The organism is Empedobacter sp. UBA7611 (assembly GCF_002484365.1).
GTDB classification, from domain to species: domain Bacteria; phylum Bacteroidota; class Bacteroidia; order Flavobacteriales; family Weeksellaceae; genus Empedobacter; species Empedobacter falsenii_B.
In genome coordinates this window covers 1-17,877 of the sequence record NZ_DLJR01000007.1, presented here as the reverse complement: position 1 = coordinate 17,877, position 17,877 = coordinate 1, and the positions used below count along the sequence as shown (strand labels likewise).

The following is a 17,877-nucleotide window of genomic DNA, read 5'->3' as shown; positions in this document are numbered from 1 at the left end:
ATTAGCAACTTGAAACCGCCAAACGGTCTGTACTTCTATCCGTTTTAGAACCTCCGTCCCCTAATAATTGAGATAAAACTGAAGATGGTTTTAAGAAATTTTCGTATTGTGTACGGTTATAAGTAGCACCTAAAGTTGTACGAGCAGTTACATTTTTAGCAAGATCTGCTTCAACGAAACCAGTTCCATAAATACGTAAATATCTTGTTTGAGCATCCGTTTTTTCCATTTCATCAGCAACAGGATATCCCATGTAGTTCGCATTAGGATTGTAAACTTTATTTCCATCTGCATCTAAAATTACATTTCCGTTCGCGTCCATTGAATAAAAAGTCTCGTAAGGACGGTTTAACAATGTATTATAGAATGGAGATTGTGCGTTTACACGGTCACGAGGAGAATCTAACGTTGTGTAAGATCCGTTCACATTGATTCCGTAACGTAACCAATCTTTTACTTTTGTTGTGTTATTGAATGTAGCTGTAATTCTTTCTAAACCATCGTAGTATCTAACAGCTCCTTCATTTTTATCATAACCTACAGAAAAGTTATTTGATGATTCACCATCATTTTTACTAATCGAAATAAAGTGAGATGATGTAATACCGTTTTTGTATAGATCATCAGACCATTTATGATTATTTTTAGACAAAGTTGCAATCTCTTGTGATGTACGAGCTTGTCCCAAACCTAAATTACCAATAGTACTTAAACCATTTTGGTAGTTTAATAATTGTTCTGCATTCATCAAGTTGATATTTGGTAAATCAACCATTTGATTCACTCCAATACGAGATGAATAAGAAACAATTGCTTCTCCTTTTTTCGCAGATTTTGTTTTCATGATGATTACACCATTTGCTCCACGAGAACCGAAAATTGCTAATTGAGAAGCATCTTTCAATACTTTTACTTCTTCAATATCAGCTGGATTAATAGCATTAACATCAGCAGCTGTCATATATGTACCATCAACAACATATAATGGAGATTTTACACCACCATTCAAACCAATTGCACCACGAATTGTAACATTAGCAGTTGCACCAGGAGCACCACTCATCGCTTGAGATGACAAACCTGCTACTTTACCTCCTAACATTTGGTCGATAGATACAGATGGATTCATCTGTTCTAAATCTTTTGCTTTTACAGTTGTAACACCTGATTTAGATGGAGCATTGAAAATAGATTTCACAACAACTTCACTTAAATCAACCGTAGAATTTGTAGCAGCAGCGTACTTTAATGTACCTAAAGCGTTACTTGTAACACTAAATTCTTTTCCATTAACAACTAAAATATCTCCAATTTTAGCATCAATGTCAAATTTTCCGTCTTGGTCAGTATAGACAACTTTGTCCGCACCTTTTACAGATACTTCTACATCCGCTTCCGGAAAATTATCTGCGTCATTTACAACACCTGTTACTTGAGCAAATGCAGCTGTTCCTAAACCTAAGAAAGCTAACAAACTCAAAGATGTGATTCTTCTCCTCATAGTCTTATTTTTATAAAATAGGGAAACAAATCTGAACATTATTTTTTAGAGAAAAAAGAAAAATGATATATAATTAACATTTTATCTAAATAAGACATAATTTACTTTTTTTTATCAATTATCCATTTTTAATTACTTATTAAATAATTAATAAATCTTTTTTTAACTTTTTTTAATAAAATTAAAATTGATTTTATGTTAATTTTTTTTGAATTAAATAAAGTCAATATATATTAATAGTTAATTTTTATTTGAATTTTATACATTTCAGAATGTGAAATCACGTTAAAAAATGAAGAATATTTAGGAGTTTATTAACCTAATAAAAACAAAAAAAGGCAACCAATTGGTTGCCTTAATTATTATAATATTTAAACTGATTAATTAGTCAATTTTGATATTATCGATAACTAAATCATAAGCTTCATCTTTTCCTACTTTTAGTGCAAAAATATTTTCACCAGCAGTTTTTTGAATATCTACTCCTTCAATATTTAGAGTAACAAGAACCCATTCGCCTTTAGTATCAATTTTACCTGTATATTGATTTGCATCAATTGGTGATAAAGATACATTTGCATTCGATAAATCTCCTACATTATATACTACGTATTTTTTATCAGATTTATACACATTTAGTGACAATGATTTCCCAGATGTTCCTTTTACATAAAATGTAATTTTCTTTGGAGTTGCAGGAATTGTATTATTTACAATAGTTGTAAATACGTAATCATTAGCTTTTGGTGTTCCTTTTAAAAGTAATGCATTTGTGTTATCTCTACCAACACCAACTCCGCTAGTTGCATAGGTATCTTTCACTAAGCCAAAAGAGTTAATTGAAGATAAAAAGTCAGCCCAAACATTGAAATCAGAACCTTTGAACAATAAATTAGTTGCTTCTGTATTATTTCCTCCACCTGGATTTTGGCCTCCACCTACATCAAAACGAGGTTGATCGAATTTTACATCTTTTGTATCGCGGATATAAACTTGGTAAGTTGAATTGTAAATACTAACAACTACAGTAATCTCTCCACTACCTTTAGGTAATTCTTCATTGTACCATTTAGCATATCCAGAATTACGTAAGTCAACTGTTTTACCTGTTTTATCTACTAATACACGATTAACAGTTGTAGCTTCCACTCCATAAGTTTTATCTGTATCTGGAGATTGAAACTGAATATTTTTTATTGTTACTAATGTATTCAAATTCCCTGCATTTAAAGCTTCCGACAAACTATTAAATACTTTTGGAGTAATTGTTTTTACAGGGTCACATGTTTTGATCATATATTTCTTCATATTTATAGAAGGTATACGACCAACTGCATATTGCGGGTCAACAGATCCTATTTTCATAATTCCTCTATCTTTCGCTACAACTAAACCTTTCAATCTAATTTGGATTCTCGCTCCTAAAGGATAGCTTGTGTATAGATTAGATCCATCAATTTCAATCTGGATACCTGATGTTGGGTTTTCTACTTTATCTTGTAATGAAATTGTTTTATAAAAATTTCCTGTTTCGTCACTTGAAATTACATAAGCGTCCATTACAAGATCCTCTGCTATTGCTCCATTTGAATCAAGTTTTATCTGCCCAGAAGTTACTTTAGTTGTTAAATCAGCTATTGTAATATTTGCTGTTAATTTATCAGCACAATCGATTGGCGGAGTTGCATAATCATCATCTTGTACACAAGATTGAGTTATAAATAAGCCTAAGCTCAAAAGACTTGCTATTGTTAATTTTGATATTGTATTCATTTTAAATTGTATTCGTTGTTAATAAATTAAAATCTGAAATAAATGTTTGCGAAATAAGTTGTTCCCATTCCATAAAACATCTTTGGACCAAATAAAGTTCTATAATTTGTATCGATCGCTTTCTCGTAGTTACCAATTCTTAATTGCTCAAAACCTCCAGTAACGTAGTTTTTATTATTCAACACGTTATTAATAGTTCCTGAAATACCTGCAGAATATTTCCCTATACGAAATGTTTTTCCCATGTTAATATTTAACATGATTTCGTTACTTAACTTTTCTTGTTTTAAAATCTTTTTTAAATCTTCATTGTTTACGTCTAATAATTCTCCTCCTTCAGCCTCACTTTTTGTAAAAAAGTTTACAGTTCTTCTATATGCGGCTGGATCAATATAATTGTTAGCTAATAAGTTTCCTGAAGCTCCAATCCACCAAAATTTAGGATCACGGTATTCTGCACTTAAAGTAAAACCAGACTGAGGTCCACTTCCTACTTTATAGTTTTTAAGATATGCAGTCCCAAAATTTCTATAAGGTAAAGCATCATTACTGTAATCATCTGAATATAAATTATAGTTTGGATTATCTTTATATAAATATTGACCGATAGAAGCTACAGCTGAAAGAGTTAAAACAGGAAAAACCTGAGCTTCAATTGCTAATTCTGTTCCTAAATATTCTTTTCCAACACCTGTCATTACTTCTGAAACGAATACTTGATCATTTGCTCCGTCGATATAACCAAAAGCTTTTTCAATTTCGTCTTTTGTTCTTGTATAAAATGCCGTAGCACGCGCTTTAATACGTGGAGCTCTTAAAATATATGATAAATCACTTGAGAATATTTTTGCACTCTCAACACCATCAACAGTTACATTCGTTACACGAGCATTTGGAAAAATCTCATCAGAAGTTGGTGCTTCTGTTTGGTACATAACATTTGCCTGAATAAAATTACGACCATCTAATTTTACTAAGAAATTAGATTTCACTCCAAAATCTAAGAAATCGTAAGTTTTACTTTTTCCATAAGAAGTAGTCTGATAAGATTCGTGCATCCATTTACCATCACGATAAAATTTCGTCAAAGCAGCTTTCATTCCAATTGTTACATCTAAAAATTTTCCTTTTATTTTAGATTGAGCGAATAAATCTGCATAATCACGATTAATTTCATAATTATACCCTTGACGCTGCCCTTTTGTTGGCTGATAGTCAGGGTCTAAAATGTTAAATCTAGCATGAGTAAAGTTATCTTTATTCTCAACATATTGTCCACCTAATAAATCTTGTATTTCACGATATAATTGAGATTTCGTATTTTGATAAGAAGCTGCAATTGTCAAATCTATATTAGGCGCTAACTCTGTCTGAAAATTCGTATAAGCAGTTGCTGTTTTATCTTCGTTAACATCTGCAGTCAACCAATAAACAGATCTCCCAGCATTGTTAATATTAGCTTCATATAAACTTGTCCAATCTATTTGAGAAATTTGGCCACTTCTCCATAATTCAGTTTGATTGTTTATAGCACTTTGACTTGCTCCACTATATGCAAAATAAGATGGTAAATTACGATAGTAAACTGGAGAAGGATTATTTCCTGCAAACCAATCTAAACGAGAACTACTTTCTTTACCAAATTGATAAGAAACTGTTGTTGTTAATTTTGATTTATTGTTAATATTCCAATGATGCGTCAACATATTAATAGGCTCGAATGTTTTCTTTACACGCTCATTACGTTTTTCACCATCTTGCCATCCCCAATAAGAATTGTAATAAATCCCCATCATATCCACAACTTCTTGTGTATTAGGTGAACCTGTAGAACGACGAGTTGGCGCACCAAAACTTGTAAAGTTTAAAGTATGTTTTTCATTAAACTTTTTCTCAACTCCTAAGTAGTAAGCGTATGCATCATAAAAAGTACCTTCTATAATACCTTCTTCTGCCCAACGTCTACTTCCAGAAACCATAAACGCCCAACCATTATCCATCAATCCCGTATTATATGTAGCCATTACACGGTTTCTGTATGAACGATTTGTACTAGAATAAGCCAAACTTACTCCCTTACGCATTGTTGAAGGACGAGTATCAAAATTTGTAACTCCACCTAAATCACCAAAAGCATAATTAGAAGGTTCAATTCCGTATGTTAACTCATCTGGACGACGAGTTACATCATTCAAACCTCCCCAGTTGTTAAAAGTTGCACGACCATTATCCATTTTATTCATACGAACTCCATTGAATAATACATCATTATATTTGTTGTCTAAACCTCTTGGTTTAAACCAATACGAACCTAATTCGTACGCAGAAACGCGAGCAAAAACATCGCGTGAAGATTGTAAAAGTCCTGAATTTGAAGCTGTCGAACTTTCATCATCAGATAATTCATCATCTGTTAATGTAATAATTCCAACTTCTGCTGTATTTGGATTAAATGTTAATTTAATATCACCTAAGTCAAGCTCTTTTTGCCCTGCTACTGTGATTTCTTTTTCATATGGGTCATAGCCCACGCCATAAACTTGTAATTTGTACGTTCCATCCGGAATATCTACAAACTGAAAATATCCTATACGATCGGTGATAGCAGCATCGCTTACTGCTCCTCCGTCCAAACGTACAGTGAGGTTATAAACCTCTTCACCTGTAGCAGCATTTTTTGCTACCCCAGTAACCTTTGTTTGCGCCTGCGCCATAGCGACAGTTGCTGCAAAGACTGAAAGACTTAACAATAATTTGTTCATTCAAACGAATTTTTATTTATAAATTAGCTCTTTATTTCCTTCATCAGAAAAAATAGGACAACAAATTTAGTAAATTCATAATTAATAACATATGTTTAAAATTAATAAATCTTTAACTTTATTAATAATTTTTAATTTATTCTTAACGTTAAATGTTAAAGCTCAAAGCAAATATTCAAGTGCAACTGTAGCGTTTTACAATGTCGAGAATCTTTTTGACACCATAAAATCAGTTGGATATGTAAATGGAACTTTACCTTTTAATGACAAAAATTATCACATTCAGATTGCAGAATCTGACATATCGAAGTACGAAACAGAAGAATTCAAACAAAGTTATACGTACGAAAATATAAAAGGAAAGAAAATTATCCGTCCATTAATTCTTCAAGAAGAATTTTTACCAAACGGAAATAAAAGATGGAATACAGAAAAATATTTCCAAAAAGTCAATAATATTTCAAAAGTTATTAGCGAATTAGGCGCAGATGTTACAGGCTCTGCTCCAGTAATCGTAGGTATTTGTGAGATCGAGACAAGAGAAACTTTAGAAGATTTAGCAAAAAGCTCTGCTTTGAAAAAATACGATTATGGTGTTGTTCATTTCAATTCGTTTGATGCTCGTGGAGTTGATACAGGTTTATTGTATCAAAAATCTCGTTTCAAGGTAATTGATGCAAGACCTCATCCAATTTTCAATTATGATGCTGAAGGTAAACGCAAATATACGCGTGATATTCTACAAGTTACAGGTTTATTAGACGGTGAAGAAATCACTTTTTTAGTGAATCACTGGCCTTCTCGTAGTGGTGGAGAAAAAGTTTCGATGCCAGCTCGTATGGAAGCAGCAAAGGTGATGAAAGGAATTTTTGATGAGTTAAAATCTAAAAATCCAAATGCAAAAGTAATTGCAATGGGTGATTTTAATGATGATCCTATTTCTCCAAGTATTAAAAACACATTTGATCCGGCCGGAGAAATTGCTAAAGTTTCGGATAACGGATATTATGACCCTATGTTACCTTTATATAAAAAAGGTGTTGGTACTTTAGCTTATCGTGATGCTTGGAATCTATTTGATCAATTTATCTCAACTTCATCATTGGTTACAAAAAATAAAGATTATTCAACGTATAAAATCTTCAAAACTGAAATTTACAACAAAGATTATTTAAAAGCGAAAGAAGGTGCATATAAAGGATTCCCTAACCGTATGTGGAGCGGCGATACTTATCGTGCAAACGGTTATTCTGACCACTTTCCAGTCTATACAATCTTATTAAAACAAGCAAAATAAAAATGAACAAATTAGAGCAATTATTTAGTCAAAAAAATAAAAACCTCATTACAATATACACAACAGCTGGGTATCCGAATTTATCGGATACCCCTGTTATTTTAAAAGAATTAGATCAAAACAATGTTGACATTATCGAAGTCGGTATTCCATATTCTGATCCTTTAGCTGATGGTCCAACAATACAAGCTACAAGTGAAAAAGCGTTAGCAAATGGAATGACGTTGGACATTTTGTTTGAACAATTAAAATCGGTTCAAAATGAAATTTCTTCGCCAATTGTTTTGATGGGTTATTACAATCAAGTAATGACATTCGGATTAGAAAAATTCTTACAAAACTGTCAAGAAAGTGGAGTTTCAGGCTTGATTTTACCTGATATGCCGTACGAAATTTACTTGACGCAACACAAAGAATTATTTGAGAAATACGATCAAAAAGTTACATTTTTAATTACACCTTTAACAACAGAAAAACGCATTAAAGAGATTAATGATGCAACTTCTGGATTTGTTTATATCGTTTCGAGTTCAGCTACAACTGGTGCTACACAATCTAATTATAATGAAGATTTTTTGTCAAATGTTAAAAATTTAGGTTTAACAAAACCACATCAAATAGGATTTGGAATTTCGACAAAAGCTGATGTAGAAAAAGCTTGGAATTACGCAGATGGAGCAATTATCGGAAGTGCTTTTTTACGTGTTTTAGAAAATTCGAATGGAAATCTTTCTGGAGCAATTAAAGATTATCTTTCAGAATTGAGATAAAAAATAGTTTTCAAAACAAAAAGCAAGCTTAATTCAGCTTGCTTTCTATTTTGGAAATGTTTTATCTAAAAAATTATTCAACAATTAAGATGAAATAATTCTTTTTACCTTTTTGTAATAAAACGTATTTATCTGCGATTAAATTTTCTGTTGTTAACACAAATTCTTCCGCTACTTTTTCTTTGTTTACAGAAATTGCGTTTGCTTTCAATTCACGACGCGCTTCTGAATTTGATTTTAAGAAACTAGATTTTTCAGCTAAAGCAGTAACAATATCCAATCCCGCTTCGATATCAGTTTTTGCAATAGTTGCTTGAGGCACACCTTCGAAAACTGATAAGAAAGTATCTCCATCTAATTCTTTCAAATCTTCTGAAGTTGATTTTCCGAATAAAACTTGAGATGCTTTTTCTGCTTTGCGTAATTCTTCAACACCATGAACTAAAATTGTAATTTCAGTTGCTAATTTACGTTGTAATTCGCGTAAATGTGGCTCTTGACGATGACGCTCGATTAAATCATCAATCGCTTCTTTTTCTAAGAACGTATAAATTTTGATGTAACGTTCAGCATCAGCATCCGCTTGATTTAACCAAAATTGGTAGAATTTATAAGGAGAAGTACGGTTTTTATCTAACCAAATATTTTCACCACCTTCCGATTTCCCAAATTTAGTTCCGTCCGCTTTAGTTGTTAATGGACAAGTAAAAGCAAAAGCTTCACCTTGTACTGTACGACGAATTAATTCTGTTCCTGTTGTAATATTTCCCCATTGATCAGAACCTCCCATTTGCAATTTTGCACCTAATTCTTTGTACAAATGTAAATAATCATATCCTTGAATCAATTGATATGTAAATTCTGTGAAAGACATTCCGACATTCGATTCAGAAGATAGTCTAGATTTTACAGAATCTTTTGCCATCATATAATTTACAGTAATGTGTTTTCCGACATTACGTGCAAAATCGATGAACGAAAAATCTTTCATCCAATCATAGTTATTCACCAATAAAGCTGAATTTCCATTATTCGTATCAAAATCTAAGAAACGAGACAATTGTGCTTTAATTCCAGCAACATATTTATTCAATGTTTCTTCGTCTAATAAACTTCTCTCTGCTGCTTTACCAGTAGGATCACCGATAAAACCAGTTGCACCACCAACCAAGGCGATTGGACGATGACCATGACGTTGCAAATGAACCAATAAGAAAATAGGAACCAAACTTCCAACGTGAAGAGAATCTGCCGTAGGATCGAAACCTACATAACCAGAAGTCATTTCTTTATTTAGTTGTTCTTCTGTCCCTGGCATAATATTGTGAACCAGTCCTCTCCAAGTCAATTCTTCAATTAATGGATTCATAGTATTTTAATATATTTTTTATCTAATTTTTACAAGATACAAAGTTATGATTTTTCAGTAGATTATAAATGATCTGTCAAAATAAAACTTATTTGATATATTTATTTAAAATTTGAATAAAAGGAATACATGCAAACACTTTTCGAGAACGAAAAATTTAAATGGATAAACTTACAAAATCCAACAAAAGTTGAGTTGAATGAAATTGCCACAAAATATTGTTTTCAGAAATTAACGATTGAAGATAGTTTGGAGCCTGGACATTTACCTAAATATGAATCAGATGATTCAAAAGTTTCGTTTTTGTTAATTCGTTTTTTTGATAAAGAACACCGTATGTTGAAAAACACTGTTCGAGAATTTAGTCACAAAATCAGTATTTACATCGGTGCAGATTTTATTGTGACTGTTCATCAAAAGGAAACGGATATTTTTGACAAAATTCAGAAAAAGTATTTAGCTAATACTGATCCTTCTAAAATCATTATCAAAGGAATTTTGTATCGTATTATTTCCGAAACCATCAAAACGTATGAAGAACCAGCATATCAAATGGACGAAGAAGTCAATCAACTCGAGCATTTGATTTTTACAGATGATTTTAGAAAAATTAAACTTCCTACCTTATATAAAATCAAACGAGAAGCGACAGCTTGCAAAAAAATATTAGATTATACGCTTGAAGCACTGAAAGAATATCGCGCTGATAACAAAAAGACAAGTTCATCACAGGATTTGTACGAAGAAAACGTAAAAATGTTACACTTGCATTCACAAATTGTAGATGACGTACAAAGTTTGTTAACAATTTATCTTTCGTTAAATGGACAGAAATCTAACGAAATCATGCAAACGCTTACCGTTTTTTCTGCATTTTTCTTACCCTTAACTTTTATCGCTGGAATTTATGGAATGAATTTCGATTTCATGCCCGAGTTAAATTACAAATTAGGCTATCCAATTTGTTTACTTGTCATGTTATTAGTGGTAATTTTTATTTACTTTTGGTTCAGGAAAAAAAAATATTTATAATTCAGTATGATTTTCGTAACGGGAGGAACAGGTTTGGTTGGCGCGCATTTGTTGGTAGAATTGGCAAAAAAGCAACAACCTATTCGTGCCTTAAAACGAAAAACATCTAACACAGCAACCATCCAAAATTTTTTTGCGGAACAAAATGCTTCGCAATTTTATCAATTTATTCATTGGATTGATGGTGATTTGTTGGACGTAACTGAACTTCCAAATTTATTAGACGGGATCGAAACAATTTATCACGCTGCGGCTTTTGTTTCATTTGATGAACGTCAAGAAGAAGAAATTTTCAATACGAATATTTTAGGAACTGAGACTTTGGTAAATGAAGCGATTGATTCTGGCGTGAAAGAATTTTTCTTCATCAGTTCTATTGCTTCGATGGATGATTTGAATCCTTCAACTAAAATGATTGACGAACGTTCTGGTTGGAATAATGGCTTGACGCATTCTTCTTATTCTATCTCAAAATTTAGAGCAGAAATGGAAGTTTGGCGTGCTTCACAAGAAGGTATTAAAGTTATTATTATAAATCCTGGTGTAATCATCGGAACTTTGGATACTAAACGTGCAAGCGAAAGTTTGTTTCAACAAAATTCATCAAAAAGCGATTATGCTCCTTCGGGCGGAACAGGATTTGTAGATGTACGCGATGTAGTAAAGATTTTTTTAGAATTAATTAATCAACAAGTTTACAATCAAAAATTTGTGGTAATTTCTGAAAATAAAAGTTACCGTGAAGTATTTGATCTTGTTTCGATCAATAGCAAACGTTCAGTCAAAAATGTTTCGAATACAACCTTGAAAATCATTAAAAATCTATCTATTTTCAGTCGAATTTTTGGTGGAAAATATATGACAAAAGCGAATTATTATTCATTGACAACTTATACCAAATACGACAATTCTAAAGTTAAAAATTTGCTTCAATACGAATTTATTCCAATCAAAGAAGCAATTGATTATCATTATAAACGTTTTCAAAAGCTGAATTCTACAAAATAGTTTACTTTTGTTTTATGGAACAACAATTCATTTCAACACTTTCAATAACTGCTTCGGAATTAAAATCAGGAAGCGTTTCTGCTAAAAGTCCATCAAATATTGCGTTGGTAAAATATTGGGGGAAAAAGAAAAATCAAATCCCTACCAATAGCTCTATCAGCTACACATTAACGAGTAGCTACACAGAAACTGAATTAAAATTTACGCCAAAAACGTCGGATACTTTCGAAGTTGAAGTTTATTTGGAAGGCGAATTGAAAGAAAGTTTTGCTCCAAAAATCATTACTTTTTTCGAAAGAATTACAGTATATATTCCATTTTTGAATCAATTCAAATTTGAAGTTCACACACATAATTCGTTTCCACATAGTTCTGGAATTGCTTCTTCAGCTTCTGGAATGTCGGCAATGGCATTATGTTTAGTTCAAATTGAGAATATTCTTGGCGCAAATTTATCAGAAGAAGACGCCAAGAAAAAAGCTTCTTTCTTGGCTCGTTTAGGTTCTGGAAGTGCTTGTCGTTCGGTTTACAAAGGTTTGGTTGAATGGGGAGAAAATGATTTTATCGAAGGTAGTTCAGATTTATTTGGAACAAAATATCCAGATGTCGAAATTCATGATGTTTTCAAAACTTTTCATGATACCATTTTATTGATTCACGAAGGTCAAAAATCGGTTTCTTCTACTGTTGGTCACAATTTAATGAATGGACATCCGTATGCAGAACGTCGTTTTGTGGAAGCAAATGAAAACTTAAAAGCTTTATTACCAATTTTAAAATCTGGCGATATCAAAGCGTTTGGAGAATTGGTAGAACATGAAGCTTTGACATTGCACGCCATGATGATGATGTCGAATCCTGCATTTATTTTGATGAAACCAAATACAGTTGCTGCTTTAGAAAAATTGTGGGAGTTCCGTCGTGAAACAGGAAATCATTTGTATTTCACATTAGATGCTGGCGCAAATGTACATTTATTGTATCCTTCGCAAGATGCGGAAGCTATTGAAATTTTCATCGAAAATGAATTAAAACAATTCTGTCAAAACGGAAATTACATAAAAGATAAAGTGAGTTTTTAATCACTTCTAAAACTAAAAAAGCAAGCTACAAGAGCTTGCTTTTTTAGTTTAACTATTTTTGTCATGTTGAATTCATTTCAACATCGCATATTTTATGAGAATCTGAAACAAGTTCAGATTGACAACGATGATATTTTCTAAAGAAATTTCGATTTCAAATAAAAAAGTAATCCAAAATTGAATGACTTTGTAGCTATTTTTAATATGTTTCTTCAATTGATTTTACCATATTATAAATGAACTCGTTGTAAGGCGTCGGAATATTATATTGTTTTCCTAAACTGATAATTTCGCCTGCAAATTCATCCACTTCCGAATATCGTTTTGCTTCGCGATCTTGTAACATCGAAGTTTTACCAAATTCATCCACAATTTTCATCGTAGATTTCATTCGATCCACTTCTTCTTGACCAATTGCAACTCCATGTGCATTCCCAACCGCAAGAACTTCATTAGAAATCATATCCATTAAAACCTCGAGATGTTGATTGGTACGAAATTGTCCATATGGAAACTCCAACAAAAATGTCAATTGATTTCCAACAACATTTACCAAATATTTCGCCCATTGTGCTTTCTGAATATCATCCGATAATTGATTTGGAATTTCAGCAGCATTCATCAATTCATGTAAATCGACTAATTTATTATGGTTGATTGAATCCATTTTCCCAAAAATAATTTTTCCAATGCTCGAAAACGTCACACGATTATCAACTTTTACCGCATCCATATACGCAACCGCATTCACCACACGATCCCATCCAAAATGATCTGCCAAAACACGTTCAGAAGAAATTCCGTTCATCAAACTTACAATCATCGTATGTTCACCAACAAAAGGCTTCATATCTTCTATCGCTTGCTGTAAATTCGAACTTTTAACGACTAAAAATATATAATCTGGATAATTATTCTCCTCGATTTTTGTAACATAATTAAAATCATACGCTTTATCATTCACAAAAATTTGCGATTTTTCGTATCGATTTTTTCGCTCCTCATTTACAATTACACTTACAATTTCTGGATTATATTCATAAAAACTCGCTGCATATTTTGCTCCTAAAGCTCCCAATCCAAGAAAATAAATTGATTTCATTTTTTTGTTATTTAGAAGATAAATTTAAAATAAAATCTACAACATTTACGAATTTAAGTCTTTGAAAAAATTTAATATTTCGGTTATAATTAGTTTTGATAAACTTTTGACAATTCTTTTGGATTGAGATACAAATAATAAATCAAATTACGCAAATCATCAAGATTTGAGCTAGAGTCTACAGCTATTTCATTGTCTTTTTGAAAATTCTTTTTAAAAACATCATACAATTGATTTATTTTCTTCCAATTATCTTTTGCAGCAATTTTTTCAACAGATTTATTGTTCGCCGATTTCGCTAATTGCGAAGGCGTTTTCTGAATCGCTTCAAATAAAACATATAGATTGTTGACACGATTGATATAATTGTATGTTTCATTTACGGCAAAATAATTCAGAAGAGTTTTCTCTTCATCCGAAATTTTCAAGCTAGAAATTAACTTCATTTCCTCGCCCAACCATTCATAAGCCGATAATCCAATTTGAGAAGCATTTTGCGTTACAACCATTCTTGGAATTGGTTCTGCATTTGCAATTTTATTTAATGTAAATTCTGTTCTTTGATTCAAAATATTCAATCGATTATTTGCAGGAGCAAGACATTCAAAGCATAATCGCAATTGTATCCTAACGCAATAATCTCTTCAAATTCAGAAAAAATATCGGCAGAAGTATCGTTGTTAAAACTCTCAAAATTTTGCAAACAATTATCTTGATATTTTTCTATAAAATCATTCATAGAAGAATAATCTTTTTTATCATCATCCCAAATAAGATTAAAATTATAAGCAAAAATATTCACAAATTGCATCGTTTTACTTTGAGGATTTTCATCAACAAATTTTTGATATACTTCTACTTTAGGAGATTCTATATCGTAATCATCCATCAACGCAATTAAAAATCGTTCATTGATTGGAGTTTTAGTTCCAAATTTCTTTCCAACTGACTTTTTAAATTTCTCTTTATAATCAACAAAATATGATTTTTGATTATCATTCACCACAAAATAAACTTCGAGTTCAGAAAGAAGCCCAACTTTTTTGCCTAATTCTATATTATTATCCAACATATATTTTTCGAAAGTAGAATAATCAATTCCTTTTTCTTTCGTTTTTTCTAAGATCGTTTCATCAGGATAAACTCTCGAACCAAAAGGTAAAGAATATAAAAAAGGTCCATCTGCAAAAAGCTGAACAGAGGTAAATAATGTCAGTAAAAAAGTAAAAAGTAGTTTTTTCATAAGGTTGATTTTTATATAATTAGAAATTTTATTGAATATTTTTTCAATTTTTAGATGATTTAACATGAATAAAATTTATTATTAAAGCATTTTCTTTATATTAATTCAAACAAGACAATTCTTCAAATTGTTCTTTTAGAAAATAGTTTTTACATATATTTAACAAATTAATACATCACACGTGAGTCAAATAAATAATACTGAAGAAAAAGAATTACAAAGAGGCCTTACTAACCGACATATTCAATTGATTGCTTTAGGTGGCGCGATTGGAACTGGTTTGTTTTTAGGAATTGGACCTGCTGCTGTTTTAGCTGGACCATCTGTTATTTTGGGATATGCAATTGCAGGAATTATAGCCTTTTTTATTATGCGCCAATTAGGAGAAATGGTTGTTAACGAGCCTGTTTCAGGAAGCTTTAGTCATTTTGCATATAAATATTGGGGATCTTTTGCTGGATTTGCTTCTGGTTGGAATTATTGGATTCTTTACGTTTTAGTAAGTATGTCCGAATTGACTGCAATCGGAATTTATGTACAATTTTGGTGGCCAGAAATTCCATTATGGGCGTCGAGTTTGTTCTTTTTTATTGTGATTAACGCATTGAATTTAGGCTCAGTAAAAATGTTTGGTGAAGCTGAATTTTGGTTTTCTATCATCAAAGTTATTGCGATTATTGCGATGATTATTTTTGGAGCTTACCTTTTAATAAGCGGAACTGGAGGTGAACAAGCAACAATACAAAATCTTTGGAACAACGGAGGTTTTTTTCCAAAAGGTTGGTTATCTGGTAATAGCGAAGGCGGTTTTAGTGGATTATTCGCCGCAATGGCTCTTATTATGTTTTCTTTTGGAGGTTTAGAATTGATTGGCATCACAGCTGCTGAAGCTAAAAATCCAGAAAAAACAATTCCAAAAGCAACCAATCAAGTAATTTATAGAATTTTAATCTTCTATGTTGGAGCATTAATTATCTTATTTTCGTTAGCTCCTTGGGAAACGATTACGGATAAAAGTAGTCCTTTTGTAATGGTTTTTGAGAATTTGAATCATTTGAAACTAAATATTTTTGGTAACACAATTGATTTTTCAAGATTAATTGCCAATGCACTAAACATTATTGTTTTGACGGCTGCTTTATCAGTTTACAATAGCTCTGTTTACAGTAATAGTAGAATGTTATATGGTTTGGCAGAACAAGGAAATGCGCCTAAATTCTTAAAAAAATTAAACAAAAATCACGTCCCTGTTATGGCGATTTTAGTTTCATCTTTTTTCGCAGCAATTTGTATTTTAATTAATAAAATAATTCCAGAAGATGCATTTCATGTATTGATGTCTTTAGTGGTTTCTTCGTTGGTAATTAACTGGATTATGATTTCGATAACACATCTTAAATACCGAAAACAAAAGAATTTGGAGAATACAAAAACATTATTTCCATCTTTCTTGTATCCTATCAGTAATTATATTTGTCTAATTTTCTTATTTGGAATTTTAGTGATTATGTGGTTTACAGGACTTAAAATTTCAGTAGAATTAATTCCAGTTTGGTTGATCTTCCTTTACATCGCTTATCGAATTGTAAAAGAAAATAAAAAGAAAAATTCTTTATAAGAAGAAACAAAAAATCCGCTCAATGAGCGGATTTTTTAATCGACTTTGGTTGCAAAGCAAACCTATTTTTAAATATATTTTTTGATTTCTGTCACCAATTGTTCTTTTGGTCGTGCTCCACTTTGTTTCCATAATAATTCACCATTTTTGAAAATGGCAAAAGTCGGAACTCCTTGCACTTGATATCGTGCAGCTAAATCTTGATATTTATCAACATCCACTTTTAGGATTTTGACATCATCTCCCAATTCTTCTTTCACTTGTTGCAAAACTGGACCCATCATTTGACAAGGACCACACCAAGTTGCAAAAAAATCTAACAAAACTGGTTTATCTGAATTAATAATTTCTTCGAAAGTCATCGTTTTTGATTCTTCTTTGTTATTTGATTGATTTTTATTTCGGTTGAATAAATTTTTAAACATCTTTATTTTTTCTTCTTAAATATACTAAAAAAAGCACTTCCGAAGAAGTGCTTCATAATTAGCTTTACTAATTATTAACCTAACCTATGAAAAATTTATTCTACTGTTAGTGCTACTAACATTTAGATATAATCAAAACAAATACCAAGTTTAAAATACTGACAATCTGTTTTTTACATTTAACATAATTTAAGAAATAGGTTAACGCAAATATGTTTTATTTTAGAAATTCTACTATAATTCACACACAAATTTTGGATTAACTGACTTTATTTCAGCTATCACTGACATTATTTCTTCTTTGGTTGAATTATCTTCCAATCTTTTCAATTGTTCCGAATTCAAACCAATCATTTGTATAAATGTAACTTTTCCATGCGGCGTATCAATTTCATCTAAATCATCATCCTTGATAAAAGCCAAACCAACAATGTCCGTTTCCGAATCTGTACGAATTGGACCTCCTAAGGGTAAAAATTGGTACTCATCAAACCAAACTTTTGTTTCGTTCACGAATCGTCCCAAATTATTCATTAATTGAACCACCCAAAAAGGATCTTCACCATTATCATCTTTAACAGGTTTCACACGGAAAGAAAACTCAAATCCCCACTTACTAAAATCCGCTCCTACACTTTCCTCAGAATAGTATAAATGCGACATTCCGTAACTCACCAAATGATAATAACCATTGACATCAAAGACCGCAACTCCATCAATTGGATCATCACCTCCTTGAAAAGACATCACTTGAGGCGAATAAAAACGAGGCTCTAAAGTCCCATAAACTTCTTTTAAGCGATTTTCGATCGCAATTGCACCAACCGCTTGATCTGATTTATATTGTTTTTTGTATTCTTCTACATTCATGATGCAAAAATAGTTTATCCAATCT

The 17,877-nt window shown here is 31.5% G+C and carries 15 protein-coding genes; 6 read left to right on the top strand and 9 right to left on the bottom strand.

The genetic code is table 11. From position 1 onward, the window contains the following. Position 1: 1 nt before the first annotated feature. The 3 genes from B3R94_RS00985 to B3R94_RS00975 form a co-directional block, all read right to left on the bottom strand. A complete protein-coding gene (locus B3R94_RS00985) occupies positions 2 to 1,501 on the bottom strand; it encodes a TonB-dependent receptor plug domain-containing protein (protein ID WP_291098013.1) in 1,500 nt (499 codons plus the stop codon). 384 nt (positions 1,502 to 1,885) lie between these two features. After that, positions 1,886 to 3,274, bottom strand: a complete 1,389-nt coding sequence (locus B3R94_RS00980) for a DUF5689 domain-containing protein (RefSeq protein ID WP_038337143.1) — start codon at positions 3,272 to 3,274, stop codon at positions 1,886 to 1,888. Positions 3,275 to 3,300: 26 nt separating this feature from the next. Beyond that, positions 3,301 to 6,036 carry a carboxypeptidase regulatory-like domain-containing protein gene (locus B3R94_RS00975; RefSeq protein WP_291098011.1) on the bottom strand — a complete coding sequence of 912 codons (2,736 nt, stop codon included), beginning with the start codon at positions 6,034 to 6,036 and terminating at the stop codon, positions 3,301 to 3,303. A gap of 91 nt (positions 6,037 to 6,127) precedes the next feature. Here B3R94_RS00975 and B3R94_RS00970 point away from each other — a divergent pair, with 91 nt between their 5' ends. Together B3R94_RS00970 and trpA are read left to right on the top strand one after the other, a co-directional pair. Next, positions 6,128 to 7,333, top strand: coding sequence for an endonuclease (locus tag B3R94_RS00970; protein WP_114998068.1), 1,206 nt, complete (start codon positions 6,128 to 6,130; stop codon positions 7,331 to 7,333). 2 nt (positions 7,334 to 7,335) lie between these two features. Further along, a complete protein-coding gene (gene trpA, locus B3R94_RS00965; RefSeq protein ID WP_114998071.1) occupies positions 7,336 to 8,103 on the top strand; it encodes a tryptophan synthase subunit alpha in 768 nt (255 codons plus the stop codon). Positions 8,104 to 8,176: 73 nt separating this feature from the next. On the opposite strand, the gene tyrS is transcribed toward trpA, so the two are convergent. Continuing rightward, positions 8,177 to 9,472: a tyrosine--tRNA ligase gene (tyrS, locus tag B3R94_RS00960; RefSeq protein WP_291098008.1), complete on the bottom strand. Its 1,296-nt coding sequence runs from the start codon at positions 9,470 to 9,472 to the stop codon at positions 8,177 to 8,179. 129 nt (positions 9,473 to 9,601) lie between these two features. Between tyrS and B3R94_RS00955 the strand changes: the two genes are divergently transcribed. Genes B3R94_RS00955 through B3R94_RS00945 form a run of 3 tightly spaced genes read left to right on the top strand, consistent with a single transcriptional unit; the run spans position 9,602 to position 12,594 of the window. Further along, a complete protein-coding gene (locus B3R94_RS00955; protein ID WP_291098005.1) occupies positions 9,602 to 10,504 on the top strand; it encodes a CorA family divalent cation transporter in 903 nt (300 codons plus the stop codon). 6 nt (positions 10,505 to 10,510) lie between these two features. Further along, on the top strand, positions 10,511 to 11,512 hold the full coding sequence (locus B3R94_RS00950; RefSeq protein WP_291098002.1) for an NAD-dependent epimerase/dehydratase family protein: 1,002 nt from the start codon (positions 10,511 to 10,513) through the stop codon (positions 11,510 to 11,512). Positions 11,513 to 11,526: 14 nt separating this feature from the next. Continuing rightward, positions 11,527 to 12,594 carry a diphosphomevalonate/mevalonate 3,5-bisphosphate decarboxylase family protein gene (locus tag B3R94_RS00945; RefSeq protein ID WP_291097999.1) on the top strand — a complete coding sequence of 356 codons (1,068 nt, stop codon included), beginning with the start codon at positions 11,527 to 11,529 and terminating at the stop codon, positions 12,592 to 12,594. Positions 12,595 to 12,793: 199 nt separating this feature from the next. On the opposite strand, the gene B3R94_RS00940 is transcribed toward B3R94_RS00945, so the two are convergent. The 3 genes from B3R94_RS00940 to B3R94_RS00930 all read right to left on the bottom strand — a co-directional run bounded on the left by B3R94_RS00940 (position 12,794) and on the right by B3R94_RS00930 (position 14,939). Beyond that, on the bottom strand, positions 12,794 to 13,696 hold the full coding sequence (locus tag B3R94_RS00940) for a ketopantoate reductase family protein (protein WP_291097996.1): 903 nt from the start codon (positions 13,694 to 13,696) through the stop codon (positions 12,794 to 12,796). Between the two features lie 89 nt (positions 13,697 to 13,785). Next, positions 13,786 to 14,265, bottom strand: coding sequence for a hypothetical protein (locus B3R94_RS00935; protein ID WP_291097992.1), 480 nt, complete (start codon positions 14,263 to 14,265; stop codon positions 13,786 to 13,788). A 5-nt stretch (positions 14,266 to 14,270) separates the two neighbouring features. Continuing rightward, on the bottom strand, positions 14,271 to 14,939 hold the full coding sequence (locus B3R94_RS00930; protein ID WP_219033914.1) for a hypothetical protein: 669 nt from the start codon (positions 14,937 to 14,939) through the stop codon (positions 14,271 to 14,273). A gap of 181 nt (positions 14,940 to 15,120) precedes the next feature. Between B3R94_RS00930 and B3R94_RS00925 the strand changes: the two genes are divergently transcribed. Continuing rightward, positions 15,121 to 16,557, top strand: a complete 1,437-nt coding sequence (locus B3R94_RS00925; RefSeq protein ID WP_376741539.1) for an amino acid permease — start codon at positions 15,121 to 15,123, stop codon at positions 16,555 to 16,557. A 68-nt stretch (positions 16,558 to 16,625) separates the two neighbouring features. On the opposite strand, the gene trxA is transcribed toward B3R94_RS00925, so the two are convergent. Both trxA and B3R94_RS00915 read right to left on the bottom strand, forming a co-directional pair. Beyond that, positions 16,626 to 16,982 (bottom strand): thioredoxin, encoded by a 357-nt coding sequence (trxA, locus tag B3R94_RS00920; RefSeq protein ID WP_084106970.1) that lies wholly within the window; start codon positions 16,980 to 16,982, stop codon positions 16,626 to 16,628. 234 nt (positions 16,983 to 17,216) lie between these two features. Further along, positions 17,217 to 17,877: suppressor of fused domain protein (locus B3R94_RS00915; protein WP_291097989.1), on the bottom strand; the 661-nt coding region annotated here is incomplete at its 5' end.

Coding starts and splice junctions, on each gene's coding strand:
- B3R94_RS00985 (WP_291098013.1), bottom strand. CDS start 1,501: ATGAGGAGAAGAATCACATCTTTGAGTTTGTTAGCTTTCTTAGGTTTA.
- B3R94_RS00980 (WP_038337143.1), bottom strand. CDS start 3,274: ATGAATACAATATCAAAATTAACAATAGCAAGTCTTTTGAGCTTAGGC.
- B3R94_RS00975 (WP_291098011.1), bottom strand. CDS start 6,036: ATGAACAAATTATTGTTAAGTCTTTCAGTCTTTGCAGCAACTGTCGCT.
- B3R94_RS00970 (WP_114998068.1), top strand. CDS start 6,128: ATGTTTAAAATTAATAAATCTTTAACTTTATTAATAATTTTTAATTTA.
- trpA (WP_114998071.1), top strand. CDS start 7,336: ATGAACAAATTAGAGCAATTATTTAGTCAAAAAAATAAAAACCTCATT.
- tyrS (WP_291098008.1), bottom strand. CDS start 9,472: ATGAATCCATTAATTGAAGAATTGACTTGGAGAGGACTGGTTCACAAT.
- B3R94_RS00955 (WP_291098005.1), top strand. CDS start 9,602: ATGCAAACACTTTTCGAGAACGAAAAATTTAAATGGATAAACTTACAA.
- B3R94_RS00950 (WP_291098002.1), top strand. CDS start 10,511: ATGATTTTCGTAACGGGAGGAACAGGTTTGGTTGGCGCGCATTTGTTG.
- B3R94_RS00945 (WP_291097999.1), top strand. CDS start 11,527: ATGGAACAACAATTCATTTCAACACTTTCAATAACTGCTTCGGAATTA.
- B3R94_RS00940 (WP_291097996.1), bottom strand. CDS start 13,696: ATGAAATCAATTTATTTTCTTGGATTGGGAGCTTTAGGAGCAAAATAT.
- B3R94_RS00930 (WP_219033914.1), bottom strand. CDS start 14,939: ATGAAAAAACTACTTTTTACTTTTTTACTGACATTATTTACCTCTGTT.
- trxA (WP_084106970.1), bottom strand. CDS start 16,982: ATGTTTAAAAATTTATTCAACCGAAATAAAAATCAATCAAATAACAAA.